This is a genomic window from Caenibius sp. WL (assembly GCF_019803445.1).
Taxonomy (GTDB): domain Bacteria; phylum Pseudomonadota; class Alphaproteobacteria; order Sphingomonadales; family Sphingomonadaceae; genus Caenibius.
Window position 1 is genome coordinate 1,654,818 of sequence record NZ_CP081844.1, and the last position, 14,781, is coordinate 1,669,598.

The 14,781-nt window shown below is 64.5% G+C and carries 13 protein-coding genes; 8 read left to right on the top strand and 5 right to left on the bottom strand.

Annotation, left to right across the window (positions count from 1 at the left end; genetic code table 11):
- Positions 1 to 17: 17 nt before the first annotated feature.
- The 3 genes from atpA to K5X80_RS07730 all read right to left on the bottom strand — a co-directional run bounded on the left by atpA (position 18) and on the right by K5X80_RS07730 (position 3,882).
- Positions 18 to 1,547 carry a F0F1 ATP synthase subunit alpha gene (gene atpA, locus K5X80_RS07720; RefSeq protein ID WP_222560260.1) on the bottom strand — a complete coding sequence of 510 codons (1,530 nt, stop codon included), beginning with the start codon at positions 1,545 to 1,547 and terminating at the stop codon, positions 18 to 20.
- A gap of 28 nt (positions 1,548 to 1,575) precedes the next feature.
- Positions 1,576 to 2,130 (bottom strand): F0F1 ATP synthase subunit delta, encoded by a 555-nt coding sequence (locus tag K5X80_RS07725; protein ID WP_222560261.1) that lies wholly within the window; start codon positions 2,128 to 2,130, stop codon positions 1,576 to 1,578.
- Between the two features lie 171 nt (positions 2,131 to 2,301).
- Positions 2,302 to 3,882, bottom strand: a complete 1,581-nt coding sequence (locus K5X80_RS07730) for a S1C family serine protease (protein ID WP_222560262.1) — start codon at positions 3,880 to 3,882, stop codon at positions 2,302 to 2,304.
- A gap of 112 nt (positions 3,883 to 3,994) precedes the next feature.
- On the opposite strand from K5X80_RS07730, the gene K5X80_RS07735 reads away from it, so the two are divergent.
- Positions 3,995 to 4,516, top strand: a complete 522-nt coding sequence (locus K5X80_RS07735) for a methylated-DNA--[protein]-cysteine S-methyltransferase (protein ID WP_349306072.1) — start codon at positions 3,995 to 3,997, stop codon at positions 4,514 to 4,516.
- 27 nt (positions 4,517 to 4,543) lie between these two features.
- Here the strand turns inward: K5X80_RS07735 and K5X80_RS07740 are convergent, their stop codons facing one another.
- A complete protein-coding gene (locus tag K5X80_RS07740; protein ID WP_222560263.1) occupies positions 4,544 to 6,709 on the bottom strand; it encodes a primosomal protein N' in 2,166 nt (721 codons plus the stop codon).
- On the opposite strand from K5X80_RS07740, the gene K5X80_RS07745 reads away from it, so the two are divergent.
- The 7 genes from K5X80_RS07745 (at position 6,708) to cysS (ending at position 13,964) form a co-directional block, all read left to right on the top strand.
- A complete protein-coding gene (locus K5X80_RS07745) occupies positions 6,708 to 7,451 on the top strand; it encodes a DUF4197 domain-containing protein (protein WP_222560264.1) in 744 nt (247 codons plus the stop codon). The genes K5X80_RS07740 and K5X80_RS07745 overlap by 2 nt on opposite strands.
- 117 nt (positions 7,452 to 7,568) lie before the next feature.
- Positions 7,569 to 8,225, top strand: coding sequence for a fructose-6-phosphate aldolase (gene fsa, locus K5X80_RS07750; RefSeq protein ID WP_222560265.1), 657 nt, complete (start codon positions 7,569 to 7,571; stop codon positions 8,223 to 8,225).
- 73 nt (positions 8,226 to 8,298) lie between these two features.
- Entirely contained in the window at positions 8,299 to 10,119 is a 1,821-nt protein-coding gene (gene cobT / locus K5X80_RS07755; RefSeq protein WP_222560266.1) for a cobaltochelatase subunit CobT, read from the top strand.
- Between the two features lie 41 nt (positions 10,120 to 10,160).
- Positions 10,161 to 10,610: a hypothetical protein gene (locus K5X80_RS07760; RefSeq protein WP_222560267.1), complete on the top strand. Its 450-nt coding sequence runs from the start codon at positions 10,161 to 10,163 to the stop codon at positions 10,608 to 10,610.
- 227 nt (positions 10,611 to 10,837) lie between these two features.
- Positions 10,838 to 11,386 carry a DUF2846 domain-containing protein gene (locus tag K5X80_RS07765; RefSeq protein ID WP_222560268.1) on the top strand — a complete coding sequence of 183 codons (549 nt, stop codon included), beginning with the start codon at positions 10,838 to 10,840 and terminating at the stop codon, positions 11,384 to 11,386.
- A gap of 145 nt (positions 11,387 to 11,531) precedes the next feature.
- Complete coding sequence (locus K5X80_RS07770) at positions 11,532 to 12,428, top strand: EamA family transporter (protein WP_222560269.1); 897 nt, start codon at positions 11,532 to 11,534, stop codon at positions 12,426 to 12,428.
- 60 nt (positions 12,429 to 12,488) lie between these two features.
- A complete protein-coding gene (gene cysS, locus K5X80_RS07775) occupies positions 12,489 to 13,964 on the top strand; it encodes a cysteine--tRNA ligase (RefSeq protein ID WP_222560270.1) in 1,476 nt (491 codons plus the stop codon).
- A 256-nt stretch (positions 13,965 to 14,220) separates the two neighbouring features.
- Here the strand turns inward: cysS and K5X80_RS07780 are convergent, their stop codons facing one another.
- Positions 14,221 to 14,682, bottom strand: a complete 462-nt coding sequence (locus tag K5X80_RS07780) for a hypothetical protein (RefSeq protein WP_222560271.1) — start codon at positions 14,680 to 14,682, stop codon at positions 14,221 to 14,223.
- Positions 14,683 to 14,781: the final 99 nt, after the last annotated feature.

Genomic DNA, 14,781 nt, shown 5'->3' on the forward strand with positions numbered 1-14,781 from the left:
TCCCTGTTAAGTGTGGCTCAGGCGAACTGCTTGGCGAACTGGTCGAGCGCAGCGACGGTCTTGGCCTTGGCATCATCGCCGAAGTCCTTGGTGTCGCGGATCAGGGCCAGAACGTCGGCATGTTCCGAACGCATGAAGCTGAGCATGGCGGCTTCGTATTCGGTCACGCGGTCGACGGGCAGAGCATCGAGGTAGCCGTTGGTGCCGGCGAAGATCGACAGGGTCTGCTCTTCGAACGGCAGCGGCGAGAACTGGGCCTGCTTGAGCAGTTCCGTCAGGCGCGCACCGCGGTTGAGCAGCTTCTGCGTCGCGGCGTCGAGGTCCGAACCGAACTGCGCGAAAGCCGCCATTTCGCGGTACTGCGCGAGTTCCAGCTTGATCGAGCCGGCGACCTTCTTCATCGCCTTGGTCTGGGCCGAACCGCCGACGCGGCTGACCGAGAGGCCGACGTTGATGGCCGGACGGATACCCTGATAGAACAGGCCGGTTTCGAGGAAGATCTGGCCGTCGGTGATCGAAATCACGTTGGTCGGAATATAGGCCGACACGTCGCCCGCCTGGGTTTCGATGATCGGCAGGGCGGTGAGCGAACCGGCGCCGTTTTCGTCGTTCATCTTCGCCGCGCGTTCGAGCAGGCGGCTGTGGAGATAGAACACGTCGCCCGGATAGGCTTCGCGGCCCGGCGGACGGCGGAGCAGCAGCGACATCTGGCGGTAAGCGACGGCCTGCTTGGAAAGGTCGTCGTACACGATCACGGCGTGCATGCCGTTGTCGCGGAAGAATTCACCCATCGTGGCGCCGGTGTAGGGCGCGAGGTACTGGAGCGGAGCCGGTTCCGAAGCGGTGGCGGCGATGACGATGGAGTATTCCATCGCGCCGTTTTCTTCGAGCTGGCGCACGATCTGCGCCACGGTCGAGCGCTTCTGGCCGACCGCGACGTAGATGCAGTAGAGCTTCTTGCTTTCGTCGCCGCCGGCGTTCGGGCCCTTCTGGTTGATGAAGGTGTCGATCGCGACAGCGGTCTTGCCGGTCTGACGGTCGCCGATGATCAGTTCGCGCTGGCCACGGCCAACGGGAACGAGCGCGTCAATGGCCTTGAGGCCGGTCTGCACGGGTTCGTGCACCGATTTGCGCGGGATGATGCCCGGAGCCTTGGTTTCCACGCGCATGCGCTTGTCGGCCACGATCGGGCCCTTGCCGTCGATCGGGTTGCCGAGCGCGTCGACCACGCGGCCGAGCAGGCCCTTGCCCACGGGAACGTCCACGATAGTGCCGGTGCGCTTCACGCTGTCGCCTTCGCGGATTTCGGCGTCCGAGCCGAAAATCACGACGCCGACGTTGTCGGCTTCGAGGTTCAGCGCCATGCCCTGAACGCCGTTGGCGAATTCGACCATTTCACCGGCCTGGACGCTGTCGAGGCCGTGGATGCGGGCGATACCGTCACCGACCGACAGCACGCTGCCGACTTCGCTGACCTGCGCTTCGGTGCCGAAGCTGGCAATCTGGTCCTTGATGACCTTGGAGATTTCTGCGGCGCGGATTTCCATGTTCAGCCTTTCATCGAGCCTTTTGGCATCAGCCCTTCATCGCGTGGGCGAGACTATTGAGACGGGTGCGGATCGAGCTGTCGATCCGCTTGGAACCGATGGTCACAACGAGCCCGCCGAGAAGGTCGGGATCGACGTTGGTGCGGATTTTCACGTTGCGGCCTTCGCGGGCCTTGAGCTTTTCCTGCAGGCTGGCGACCTGGTCTTCGGAAAGCGGGTGGGCGCTGGCGACTTCGGCCGTGACTTCGCCGCGCTGGGCGGCGGCGATGGCGGCGAAAGCGCGAATCATCGCGGGCAGTTCCGCCAGGCGGCGGTTCTGGGCGAGCACGCCGAGGAAATTGCTGGTCAGCATGTCGAGGCCAAGCAGCCCGGCAAGCGCACCCATCGCCTTGCCGAGATCGGCGCGGCTGACTTCGGGGTTCTTGATCAGTGCCGCGAGATCGGCCGATTCGCCAAGGGCGGAACCGAGCTTTTCAAGGTCGGATTCGACCGAACTGACATTGCCCGCCTCCGATGCGAGATCGAATAGGGCGACGGCATAACGCCCTGCTAGGCTAGCCTGAATACCGGCGGAAATCTCCACGCGCGAAGGTCCTCTTGGGTCCGAAAGAACGGAAAGTTTTTCCCCACGCAAAAGGCTCCCGAAAGGGCACCCTCCGCCAAGGTTGGGCGGCCCCTAACACCGCGTGGAAAGGGATGCAACCCGAGTCGACCGGCCAGATGCGACTATCTTGTTGAGACTCTGTATCGTGGATTAATCGGCGGGCTTGCAGCTATAGACCAGCCGCTCGTTGGGCTGGGTCGGCAGCAGCGCCGCGACCGACGCCTGCCGTTGGCCGAAATCGCCCGCGCGGTCACGCCCGCCGCCGCAGGCGGGCGGTTCGTACTTTGCCCGTTCGGTGCGCACGGCGGCCATCGCATCGTGGCCCAGCAGGTAGCGTTCGACGCGGTATTCGTGCCGTTCAGGGGCGTAGCGAGCGACGGACACCACCTCTTCGTCCTGCGGCACCAGAATGCGCGACCATTGCCCGCTCGACATGCCATACTGGCTGCGGCCGTTGACACAGCCATCTTCGGACCAGGTGAGCGGCACGTCATTGGTTTCGGCGGTGGTCACCCGGCTGCGGGCGAGATCAATCGTGCAGACGAGCGAATGCGCCGCCTGTTTCGGTGCGGGCTTGGCAGGGGCGGGCTTGGCGGGCTCCGCTGCCTTGGAGCCCTTCGCAAGAGATGCCACGGCGCGCTGCTCCACTTCGTTCTCGGTCATTCCGGGGCGCAGGACCCAAACGACCAGTGCGGCGAGCACTGTGGCGGCGGTGACGCCGCCGGCGATTCCGGTCCGGCGCCGATCGCCCTGTTCGCGCATCTGCCAGGCATAGAGCCCGGCGAGGACTGCGACAGCAAGCAGCAGCCCGGCCAGTGCCATGCCGTTGTCGCGTTCCTCGATCAACGCGAATGCCGCCGTGCGTCGGGCCTTTTCCCGTGCCAATGCGGTTTCGGCTTCCTGCTTGCGGGCGAGTTCCATCGCGGCCTGTGCTTCCCGTTCGGTCTGGGCGCGCTCCTGCGCGTCCAGTTCTGCCAGGCTGCGGCAGGGCAGGCCGTTGACCATCGGTTCGACCCCGTTGGCGCGCAGGAACGGCAGGATCTCCCGCGCCGAAACGGCGAAGAAGAATTCCGCGTCGGCGCCTTGCGAATCGGTGCCGAAGCTGTTTGCGCCGACCACCCGGCCGCAATTGTCGAGCAGCGGGCCACCCGAATTGCCCCGGGCAATGGGTGCTGTGTGGAGAATCGTGTCGAAATTGCGCGTTGGCCGTTCGCCGGAGATATAGCCCTGACTTTTTACCGGCGGTTGCGGGCGCAGGACATCGGCGACCGACAGCCCCTGCGCGCGGTCGACATTCATCGGATAGCCGACGGCGGAAACCAGTGTGCTGTCCTGCGGCGGAGCGCTGGCGATGGAAAGCGCGGGAAGGTGCATCGGCGTGTCGGCTTCGATCAGAGCCAGATCGTTCTTCGGCGAATAGGCGAGGACACGCCCCGGCACGGCCTCGCCGCCCTGTGGCGGCACGATGCCGAGAGTCAGCCCGGGAAGCTGGAGCACTTCCTCCACCACATGCGCATTGGTGACGATCTTGCTGTCTTGCACGACGAATCCGGTGCCGTGCGATACGGGGAACAACTGTTCCCCATTCTGGCCGAGAACCACCACGCGCACCACGCCCCGCGCCGCAGCGGCGATGTCGGCCGGGTCCGCGCCCGCCGGAGCCGGGAGAACGGCGAGGCCGAAGACAAGCGCGAGCGTGGCGAGGAAGCGATGGAAAAACCGTGCGATCATGCGCGCCTACATGCCATTATCTGATTGGAGCGCAAGAATCGGAACGCCTTTGCGGTGCATGATCGCTTAAGCAGGGGCATGTTCGAAGGCTCGTGAAGGAAAGGTATCGCCGATGAAACCGTCTCGTGTGGGCAAAAGCTATGCGGGTGAGACAATCGCCTGGGCCGTGGTGGAAACGAGCCTTGGCCCGGCCATGATCGCGGCCACCGAAAAAGGCATCTGCCGTCTGTCCTTCGGGGAAGGGGGCGAAGATCTGGCGCGTTATTTCGCCGGGGCCGAACTGATCGAACAGGGCGATTCGCTGTCAGGCGTGCTGGACAAGGCGATCGCCGCGATCGAACAGCCCGGCCATGCGACCGACATTCCACTCGATCTGCGCGGTACACCGTTCCAGCAGAACGTCTGGCGGGCGTTGTGCGCCATCCCGGCGGGTGAGACGCGCAGTTATACCGAACTGGCCGCCGCTGCGGGGCGGCCCAGGGCGATGCGCGCGGCAGGCAGCGCCAACGGCGCCAACCCCGTCGCCGTGCTGGTGCCGTGCCACCGCGTGATCCGCTCCGACGGCGGTATCGGCGGCTATGCCTATGGCACGGCGATCAAGCAGGAACTGCTGCGGCGGGAAGGTGGCGCATAGCGCCACCGCCTGCTTCCTGCTTCATCGTCACACGAAGCTGTAAGGGTCGATATCCACGCTGACCCGCACGCTGCGCGGCAGATCGAAGCCGCCGAGCCATTGGCGGATCACGTCCTGCACTTGCGCCGTGCGCCGTGCGTTGACCAGCAGGCGATAGCGATAGCGCCCGCGCAGCAGCGCTAGCGGGGCCGGGGCGGGGCCAAGAATGGCGATATCGGCGAGTTCGGGGCGTTTGCCGCCGATGGCGCGGGCGGCGTCGCGGGCTTCGGCTTCATCTTCGCTCGACACGATGATTGCCGCCCAGCGGCCGAACGGCGGGGCGCCCGCTTCGCGCCGGGCCTCCGCTTCCGCCGTATAGAACGCATCGCGATCCCCGGCGGCCAGCGCGGTGATCACCGGCGCTTCAGGATGGCGGGTCTGGATCAACACTTCGCCCGGCTTGGCTCCGCGCCCTGCGCGGCCTGCCACCTGCGCGATCTGCTGATAGGTCCGTTCCGCCGCGCGTAGGTCCCCGCCTTCGAGGCCGAGATCGGCATCGACCACACCCACCAGCGTGAGTTCGGGGAAATGGAACCCTTTCGTCACCAGTTGCGTGCCCACGATCACGTCGATTTGCCGCGCTTCGGCAAGAGCGATGAATTCGGCTGCGCGTTCGGGGGTGTTGAGCGTGTCCGAAGTCGCCACCGCCACGCGCGCTTTGGGCATCAGTTCGGCCACTTCATCCGCGATCCGTTCGACCCCGGGGCCGCAGGCGACGAGGCAATCTTCCGTTCCGCATTCGGGGCAGGCGGGCGGAGGCGGGGTTTCGTGGCCGCAATGGTGGCAGGCGAGCCGCTGGGAAAAGCGATGTTCGACCAGCCAGGCGCTGCAATTGGGACATTGGAAACGATAGCCGCAATGGCGGCAAAGCGTCAGCGGAGCATAGCCGCGCCGGTTGAGGAACAGCAACGACTGCTCCCCGCGTTCGGCACGCAATTCGAGCTGTTCAACCAGTTTCGGTGCGAGCCAGCGCCCGCGCGGCGGCGGATCGGCGCGCAGGTCGAGCACGGCGATATCCGGCAATTGTGCGCCGCCATAGCGGGCGGCCAGTTCGATTTTCTCGTAAACGCCGCTGTCGGCCATCTGCAGGCTTTCCAGCGCCGGGGTCGCGCTGGCGAGGATTACCGGAATGCCCGCAAACCGGCCGCGCATTACCGCCACGTCGCGCGCGTTGTAGCGCACGCCATCGTCCTGTTTGAAACTCACTTCGTGCGCTTCGTCGACCACGATCAGGCCGAGCCGGGCATAAGGCAGGAACAAAGCCGAACGCGCGCCGACCACGACTTGCGCCTCGCCGCTGGCAATGGCGCGCCAGGCCCGCCGCCGCTCCGTCGATTTGAGCGAGGAATGCCATGTCACCGGCGCCGCGCCAAAACGAGCCTCGAAACGCTTGAGAAAAGCTTCCGTCAACGCGATTTCGGGCAGGAGGACGAGCACCTGCCGCCCTTCTTTCAACGCGGTGGCGATGGCTTCGAAATAGACTTCGGTCTTGCCCGATCCGGTCACCCCGTCGAGGAGGAAGGGAGCGAATCCGCCATTCGTGATCGCTTCGCTGAAACGGTCCGCGGCGGCCTGCTGCTCGGGATTGAGAGCAGGCACCGCGTGATCCGGTTCGGCGCGGGGGAAGGGGCGGTCGCAATCGACCGCGACCGCTTCCAGCGCGCCCATGTTGGCCAGTCCGCGCAGCACCCCTTCGGACACCTCGGCGATGGCGGCCAGTTCGCGCAGCGTGGCCTGTTCGCCTTCCAGCCGTTCCAGCGCCTGTTCGCGCTGAGCGGTCATCCTGTCTGGCATGGTGCCGGTCAGCCGATATTCGGTCATCGTGGCGGGCCCTTTGAGCGCCCCGCCGCTCGACAGCACCATCCGCGCGACGGAAGCGGGCGCGGCGCAGTAATAATCCGCCGTCCACTCCACCAGCCGCCGCAATTCGTCCGTCAGCGGGGGCACCGGCAGGATACCGAGGATCGGGCGCAGCTTGTTGTCGGGAACCGAGGCCGCTTCCAGCCGTCCTTCGTCCCAGACGATTCCGATCACTTCGCGCGGCCCCAGCGGCGCGCGCACCACGCTCCCCGGCTTGACAACCGTGCCTTCGGGCACACGATAGTCGAGCGGGCCAAGCGCGGCATTGAGGACGAGAAGGCGAACGCGGTTCATGGATCGCGCTATATGGGGCGGGGCACACCCCCACGGCAAGAATGGAGAGGCGGAAATGCGGGCATTGTCGAAAAGCATGATCGGGCGCCGGTCCATATTGGCCGGCATGGCGGGGCTGGGATTTATGGCTTTGCCCGGCTGCGCGACGGTGCAGCGCGACAGCTTGACCGAAGCCGTGCGCCGGTTGCTGCTGGTGGCGAGCGAGAACGCCTTCGCCCGGCTGACCGCGCCGGGCGGCTTCTACGACGATGCTTTCAACCGCATCGAATTGCCCGGCCAGTACCGCAAGAGCGGCAACGCGGTGGCCGATTTCCTGACGTCCGCCGTGTTCAAGACGCGGCTGGAAAAAGCGTTCGGCCGAATGGCGGAACGGGGCGCGGACCGCGCGGCGCCGCTGGTGGTCGATGCGATCCGGCTGGCCACCATCCCTGATGCCCAGCAGATCATCCATGGCGGCCCGACCGGGGCGACGGAATTCCTGCGGCGGGCGATGGGCGGTTCGCTGGTCGAAGCGATGGTGCCTGAATTGGGCGATGCCATCCGCCTGACGGACGAACCGCTGGTGGCGCAGGCGATTGCAAGCTTCACCGGAATCGACAACGCGGGCAGCGTGGCCCGCAATCTTGCCGGGCAGGTGGACGACAGGATCTGGAACGCCATCGGGCGGGAGGAAGCCGCGATGCGCGCCAATCCGGGCAGTATCAGAGACCCGATGCTGCGCCGCCTGTTCAGCGCGCCGTGACAGGGTGGCGGCGCTGAAGCAGCGCGATTGGCGAAAGGCCATCGCCGCTTTCCCTAGCGGACGGGGGCAGGCTTGGCTAAGGCAGCAAGGAATCGCTTTCCCACCCGGAGCCCGCTCATGAAGTTCTTCGCCGACACCGCCGAAATCGCCGACATCAAGGAACTGGCCGCCACCGGCCTGCTCGACGGCGTCACCACCAATCCCAGTCTGATCGCCAAGTCGGGCCGCGATTTCATGGAAGTGACGAAGGAAATCTGCGGCATCGTCGATGGTCCCGTCAGCGCGGAAGTGGTCGCGCTCGATCACGAAACGATGATGAAAGAGGCCGAAGTGCTGCGCAAGATCGCGGACAACGTCTGCATCAAAGTGCCGCTGACGATCGACGGCCTCAAGACCTGCAAGGCGCTGACCGACGATGGCACGATGGTCAATGTCACGCTGTGTTTCTCGGCCAATCAGGCGCTGCTCGCGGCCAAGGCGGGGGCGACGTTCGTTTCGCCCTTCGTCGGCCGGCATGACGATAACGGCTTCGACGGGATGGAGCTGATCCGCGATATCCGCCTGATTTACGATAATTATGCGTTCGAAACCGAAATCCTCGTCGCCTCCGTGCGCAATGCGGTTCATGTGCTGGAATCGGCCCGGATCGGCGCGGATGTCGCGACTATGCCGCCCGCCGTCATCAAGGGGCTGGTCAAGCATGTCCTGACCGACAAGGGTATCGAAGGGTTCCTGGCCGATTGGGCCAAGACCGGCCAGACGATCATAAGGTAAAGGGCGCTTCCCCATAGCCGCGAACCGGGCCCGGCGGGTCCGGCAGGCTGTACGGAAGCGTTATGAAGAAAAGATGTCCGAAGAATCGCCGCTCGACAGGTTCAAGTCCGCGCTGACCAGCGCCAGCCGCGCCATCGCCCACGAGGCGGAGCTGGAACTGGCATGGACGGCGGATGCCCCCGCGCAAGTGGGCAAGAATCTGCGCGTGCCGATGCCGGGGCGCAATCTGCCGCGCGACAAGGCAATGGAAGCGCGCGGCTTTGCCGACAGTTTCGCACTGCGCATGCGCCATCATGACGATGCGCTGCATATGCGCCATGCCCCGCTCGATGCGGCGGCGCGAGCCTGTTACGATGCTGTTGAGAACGTGCGCTACGAGGCGCTCGGCTCCCGCGATTATGCCGGTATCCGGCAGAATATCGGCGCGGCTGAAGCGATCCGGCTGGCTTCCGATCCGATCGCGCGGGCCAGCACGCCGGGCGAAGTGCCGGTGCAGGTGGCGCTGGGGCTGCTGCTGCGCGAACGGCTGACCGGCGAAGCCGTGCCCGAAGTGGCGCGGGCCGGGGTCGATATGGTGCGCGGCTGGATCGAGGAGCGGGCGGGCGCCGATTTCGACAAGCTCGCCACGTCGCTGGACGATCAGCAGGCATTCCAGAGCCTGTCGCTCGACATGCTGCGCCATCTCGAACTGGTGCAGGCCGAACCGCTCGAACCCGATACGCTCGACGACGATGACGAGCAGGAGGACGAAGACGGCGGCGAGGACGAGGAAGGCGAGGAAGATACCGAATCCGGCGATGACATGCGCCGCGAGATGTCGGGTGAATTCGAGGACGGCGACCAGAGCGACGAGACCGATTCCGAACCCGATCTCGATGGCGAAATGGGCGAAGCCGACATGGAGGACGAAGGGCAGGAGGGCATGCTGCCCGTGCGCCCCAATCGCCCCTGGACGGAGATCCCCGCCAATTTCGAATACAAGATCTATACCGAACGGTTCGATGAGGTCATCGGCGCCGAGGAACTGTGCGACGACGAGGAACTGACGCGTCTGCGCGCTTACCTCGATAGCCAGTTGACCGGGTTGCAGGGCGTCGTCACCCGGTTGGCCAACCGCCTTCAGCGCCGGTTGATGGCGCAGCAGAACCGCAGCTGGGATTTCGATCAGGAAGAAGGCATGCTCGATGCCGCGCGGCTGGCGCGGGTGATCGTCTCGCCGGGCCATTCGCTGTCCTACAAGATCGAGCGCGATGTTGAATTCAAGGATACCGTCGTCACGCTGCTGATCGACAATTCCGGTTCGATGCGCGGGCGGCCGATCTCCATCGCCGCGATCAGCGCCGATGTGATGGCGCGCACGCTCGAACGCTGCGGGGTGAAAGTCGAAATCCTCGGCTTCACCACCCGCGCGTGGAAAGGCGGGCAAAGCCGCGAGGCGTGGCTGGCCGAAGGCAAGCCCGGAAACCCCGGTCGCCTCAACGACTTGCGTCACATCGTTTACAAGAAGGCTGATGAACCGTGGCGCCGCGCGCGCCGCAATCTCGGCCTGATGATGCGCGAAGGGCTGCTCAAGGAAAACATCGATGGCGAAGCGCTGCTCTGGGCGCATAATCGCATGCTCGCCCGGCCGGAGGATCGCCGCATCCTGATGGTGATTTCCGATGGTGCACCGGTCGACGATTCCACGCTCTCGGTCAACAACGCGGGCTATCTCGAAGCGCACTTGCGCAATGTGATCCAGTGGATCGAACGGATGAGCCCGGTCCAGTTGATCGCCATCGGCATCGGCCATGATGTGACGCGCTACTACAAACGCGCGGTGACGATCATGGATGCCGAACAACTGGGCGGCACGATCATCGAACAGCTTGCCGACCTATTCGAAGTGGAATAATCCTTTGCAGACGCCCTGTTCGTGGCGTCTTGGGGGATATCTTGGGGCAATCGATAACCCGCATCGGGCGCGGCGGTCTTGCCGCCGCTGCTTGTCTGGCCGGCATGGGCCGGCTTGCGATCGCTCAGGATAGCGGGCCGGGTGAAACCGCCGTGCGCCTTGCCGATCATTCGGCGGATAAGCTGCCGGCTACGGTCATTCCTGCGCTGACACCGATCACGATCCGGATCGAACAGGAACTTGGCAGCAAGCTCAGCCATCCAGGCGATCCTTTCCGGATCAGTCTTGCGGAACCTGTCGTCGTCGAAGGGACTGAACTGGTGCCCGCAGGTGCGCAGGGCATGGGCGAGGTGGTGCATGCCAAGAAAGGCGGTTTTGGGGGCGCTGCCGGAGAACTGGTGCTGCCGCGCGCTATCTGGAAGTTGACGGCAGGCGTCTCCATTTGCGCAGCCTCGCATATCTTGGGCGAGGCAAGGACAATACGGACCTGACGGCTGTCGTCGGGATCGCCGCGGGATTTCCAGCGCTGTTTATCAACGGGGGTAACACTGTCGTGCCGTCCGGCACGATCGTGATGGCTAAGACGAGGGAAGAGTTCACACTCGGCCCGGTCGAGGCACGCCAGCCGGATAGCGATAGTTCATTTAAGGGAGGGGCTGACCAATGAAAACCAGGTTTGTGACGATGGCGCTTGCGGCATCCGTAGCGTTTCCGGCGATTGCGGGAAACTAAGAACCAGGAGCCGATCGCCATTCCGGCGCCGCCGGCGGGCAAAGGGCAGATCGTATTTTTCCGGCCGGGAGGAATGGGATTCGCGTTGGGCTGCTCGGTCAATGAAAACGGCCAGAAAGTCAGCTCCCTGGGGGCGGGAACCTACTTCATCATGGTGACCGATCCGGGCAAGCACGCGTTTTCCGTGAAAAGTGAAGCGACCGATACTCTGGCGCTGGAAGTCGAGGCCGACGAAACCCAGTACGCCAAATGCAAGATCAAGATGGGCATCATGGTGGGGCGGCCCGATATCGCGCCGGCAACGGAAACCGAATTCCGCGCTGTGAAGCGTCTCAAGATGGTTGATGCCGATGATATGGGGCCCGGGCCGGGTGCGTTGCTGCCTGAGCAGGTCACGGCCGCTCTGGCCCCGGCTCCGGCGTCTCAGCCAGAGTCAGAGCCGGCTACAGCGGCCCCGGATGCAGTACCGGAAACCCCCGCCGATGCATTAGACGAACAGGCAACCCCCGTGGCCGATGCGGTTCTCGCACAATAGCGCGTCGGTGGGGAAGCAGAGTGGCGGCCGCAGCGGTCATGGCCCCATCGCTGGCTTTGCCGAATGGTGAACGGAAACGGTCTCCCGGCTTGCATGCCGATCCTTGGGCTTGCCGCCTCGGCTAACCTGGCCTAGCCCGCCGCCCATGCTGTGGATTCCCATCACGCTCGTCGCCTGTGCGGCGCAGGTGCTCCGCAACGGTGCGCAGGCGTCGCTGACCGGGCGCATCGGCACTTTGGGGGCGACGCAGGTCCGGTTCGTTTTCGGCCTGCCGTTCGCGGTGCTGTTCCTGCTCGCGGGGCTGGCGATCACGGGTGAGGGCCTGCCGCATCTCAATGCGGGGGCGCTCCGCTGGGGTATGCTCGGGGCCGTGGCGCAGATCGCCGCCACCGCGCTGATGCTGTGGGTGATGCACAAGCGCGCGTTCGGCGTGGCTTATGCCTATATCAAGACCGAGCCGGTGATCGTGGCCCTGCTTGGCGTGCTGCTGCTGGGCGATCATCTGCCCGCGCTGGGCTGGGTGGCGGTGGTTGTGGTGACGGCAGGGGTGCTTTGCGCTTCGGTCAAGCCGGGGGAGTTTTCCCGGCTGCTGAGCGAAAAGGGGATGATTGCGGCGGGCGTGGCGGCTGGCGGGCTGTTCGGCCTGTCCGCCATCGCCTTTCGCGGGGCGATCAACAGCCTGCCCGAAAGCGGCTATGTCGTCCGCTCGCTGACCATGCTGGTTGTCACGTTGGCGATCCAGGCGGGATTGCTCGGCATCTGGCTTGCCTTGCGCGATCGGGCGGCGTTTGTCGGATCGCTGCGCGAATGGCGGCGGAGCCTGGGCGCCGGCTTCTTGGGTGCGCTTGCTTCCGCTTTCTGGTTCACCGGTTTCGCGCTGACGGCGGCGGCCAATGTCCGCACGCTGGCGCTGGCCGAAATGCCGATGGCGGCGCTGCTGTCGGGCAGGCTGACCGGCAAAGGCATGGCGCGGCATGAAGTGACCGGCCTCGCGCTGGTGATGCTGGGCGTGGGGCTGCTGCTATGGTCGGCCGCCGCCTGATCGCTGCTCGCCCGATCTTGCCCGCTTGACGTTTGGAAGGCGGCGCGTAAGTCCCGCCCCATGCAAGACACCGCCCCGCTGAAGCTGTTCAACAGCCTGACCCGTCAGCTCGAAACGTTCGAGCCCGTCCACCCCGGCGAGGCGCGCGTCTATTCCTGCGGGCCGACGGTCTATAACTATCCCCATATCGGGAATATGCGGGCCTATGTCTTTGCCGATCTGCTGGGCCGCACGCTGACATGGAACGGCTACAAGCTGACGCATGTCATCAACATCACCGATGTCGGCCACCTGACGGACGATGCCGACGCGGGCGAGGACAAGATGGAAAAGATGGCGGCGCAGAAGGCGCAGTCCATCTGGGATATCGCCCAGCATTATACGGAAGCCTATTGGGCCGATATCCGCGCGCTCAACATCCGCCAGCCGGCGGAATGGACGGTGGCGACCGACTATGTCCCGCAGATGATCGAATTCGCTAGGTCGATCGCTGACAAGCACTGCTACGAACTCGACAGCGGGCTCTATTTCGATGTCGCCAGCGTGGCCGATTATGGTCGGCTGGCCCGTGCCGCGTCCGACGATGAAGGCGAAGGACGGATCGAGAAAGTCGAAGGCAAGCGCCACGCGGCCGATTTCGCCATCTGGCGCAAGACTCCGCCGGGCGAAACGCGGCAGATGGAATGGGATTCGCCCTGGGGCCGGGGCGCGCCGGGCTGGCATCTGGAATGCTCGGTCATGTCGGGCGCGGTGCTCGGCTTCCCGTTCGATATCCACACTGGCGGGATCGATCACCGCGAAATCCATCATCCGAACGAAATCGCGCAGAATCAGGCGTTCTGCTGCTCCGGCGGGCTGGATGTGCCCGCCAACAGCGGCGCAAGGCTGTGGATGCACAACAATTTTCTCGTCGAACGCAGCGGCAAGATGAGCAAGTCGAGCGGGGAATTCCTTCGCCTGCAATTGCTGATCGACAAGGGCTATCACCCGCTGGCCTACCGCATGATGTGCCTCCAGGCGCATTATCGCAGCGAACTGGAGTTTTCGTGGGAAGGGCTGGGCGCGGCGCTGACCCGGCTCAAACGCCTGCTCGCCGCCGCGCGCCCGCTGATCGACGACGTGCCCGAGGGAGCCACGCGTGCCGCCACCGCCGCAGTGGTGACTCATCCCAAGCTCACCCCGCTGCTCGAAAAATTCGACGCCGCGCTGGCGGACGATCTCAACACCGCCGTGGCGCTGACCGTGCTGGAAGAAGCGGTGGCGATGAAGAAAGTCGATGCCGCGCAGAAGGCGGCGCTGGTGGCCGCGATGATGAGCGTGCTGGGCATTGCCTTGCCCGCGCGGGAGGATTTGCGCATCCGGCCCAAGGCGGCGCAGATGGACGAAGCGGCCATCGAACAGGCGATGGAGCGGCGCAAGCTGGCCCGCGCGGACAAGGATTTCGCCCTGTCCGACGCGATCCGCGATGAACTCGCGACAAAGGGCGTGGACGTGATGGATGGCGATCCGCTGGGATGGGAATGGAAGCTGGGGTGATCCACCAGCGCTCTTGCCGCGTGGGGCGGTGCGGGATTCTGTCACGACAGGACTCGCGCACGGCCAGCGCGGCAAGAACGTCACGGGAAAATGAAGGGCATGGCGGTTTGGAATAAAGGCGGCATCTCTCCCTTCGTCATTCCCACCTGCGCGGGAATGACGATTCAATTGAGGATCACGCTAACGTGACGCGTGGCCTTCGACATGCTCAGGCCGAACGGGTTCGGAGGGGCCGCTTTGTTGGGGCTAGCGGACATTATTGAGAATTCACCTCACCCCACTCCATTCCAGAATGTGGCGGGAACTGCTCAGCCATTCCCGGATTGTTTTTCACCTTGCGCAAGCGGACTTCCTGATATCGGAAGAAACCGTAATACGTGTCACCCCCAGCACCGCTAATCACATAGTTCGTGCCCGACACTAGTTCGTTTGCCGGCACGGTGGTTCGCCACCCATCCGGCTCACTTCCAAAACGTAGAGGAAAAAGTTCGCACGGGTGGGTCAATTCATCGGTTTCGATCTGCCAAACGAGCTGACCATCATCAGACCGAACAGAAAATTCGGTTGGGCAAAAGCCGGTGCGTCCGAAATACCAATCGTCCGAAGCCCCTTCGAAGTAGGGCCCGCCGTCCTTAAACACTGCCTTGAGCGGGTAATCGGCGCTACAGCCTGCCAAGAGTATGCTGGCCAAGATCGCATTGAGAATATAGCGACGCATTCACGCAAATTGCCTGAATGCATTGCTTGTGACAATGTCCGCAATGTTGGCGTATCCGGACAGCCCTCTCCCTCTCGCGGAAGCCCACCCTCTTCCCAT

Coding starts and splice junctions, on each gene's coding strand:
- atpA (WP_222560260.1), bottom strand. CDS start 1,547: ATGGAAATCCGCGCCGCAGAAATCTCCAAGGTCATCAAGGACCAGATT.
- K5X80_RS07730 (WP_222560262.1), bottom strand. CDS start 3,882: ATGATCGCACGGTTTTTCCATCGCTTCCTCGCCACGCTCGCGCTTGTC.
- K5X80_RS07735 (WP_349306072.1), top strand. CDS start 3,995: ATGAAACCGTCTCGTGTGGGCAAAAGCTATGCGGGTGAGACAATCGCC.
- K5X80_RS07745 (WP_222560264.1), top strand. CDS start 6,708: ATGGATCGCGCTATATGGGGCGGGGCACACCCCCACGGCAAGAATGGA.
- K5X80_RS07740 (WP_222560263.1), bottom strand. CDS start 6,709: ATGAACCGCGTTCGCCTTCTCGTCCTCAATGCCGCGCTTGGCCCGCTC.
- fsa (WP_222560265.1), top strand. CDS start 7,569: ATGAAGTTCTTCGCCGACACCGCCGAAATCGCCGACATCAAGGAACTG.
- cobT (WP_222560266.1), top strand. CDS start 8,299: ATGTCCGAAGAATCGCCGCTCGACAGGTTCAAGTCCGCGCTGACCAGC.
- K5X80_RS07770 (WP_222560269.1), top strand. CDS start 11,532: ATGCTGTGGATTCCCATCACGCTCGTCGCCTGTGCGGCGCAGGTGCTC.
- cysS (WP_222560270.1), top strand. CDS start 12,489: ATGCAAGACACCGCCCCGCTGAAGCTGTTCAACAGCCTGACCCGTCAG.
- K5X80_RS07780 (WP_222560271.1), bottom strand. CDS start 14,682: ATGCGTCGCTATATTCTCAATGCGATCTTGGCCAGCATACTCTTGGCA.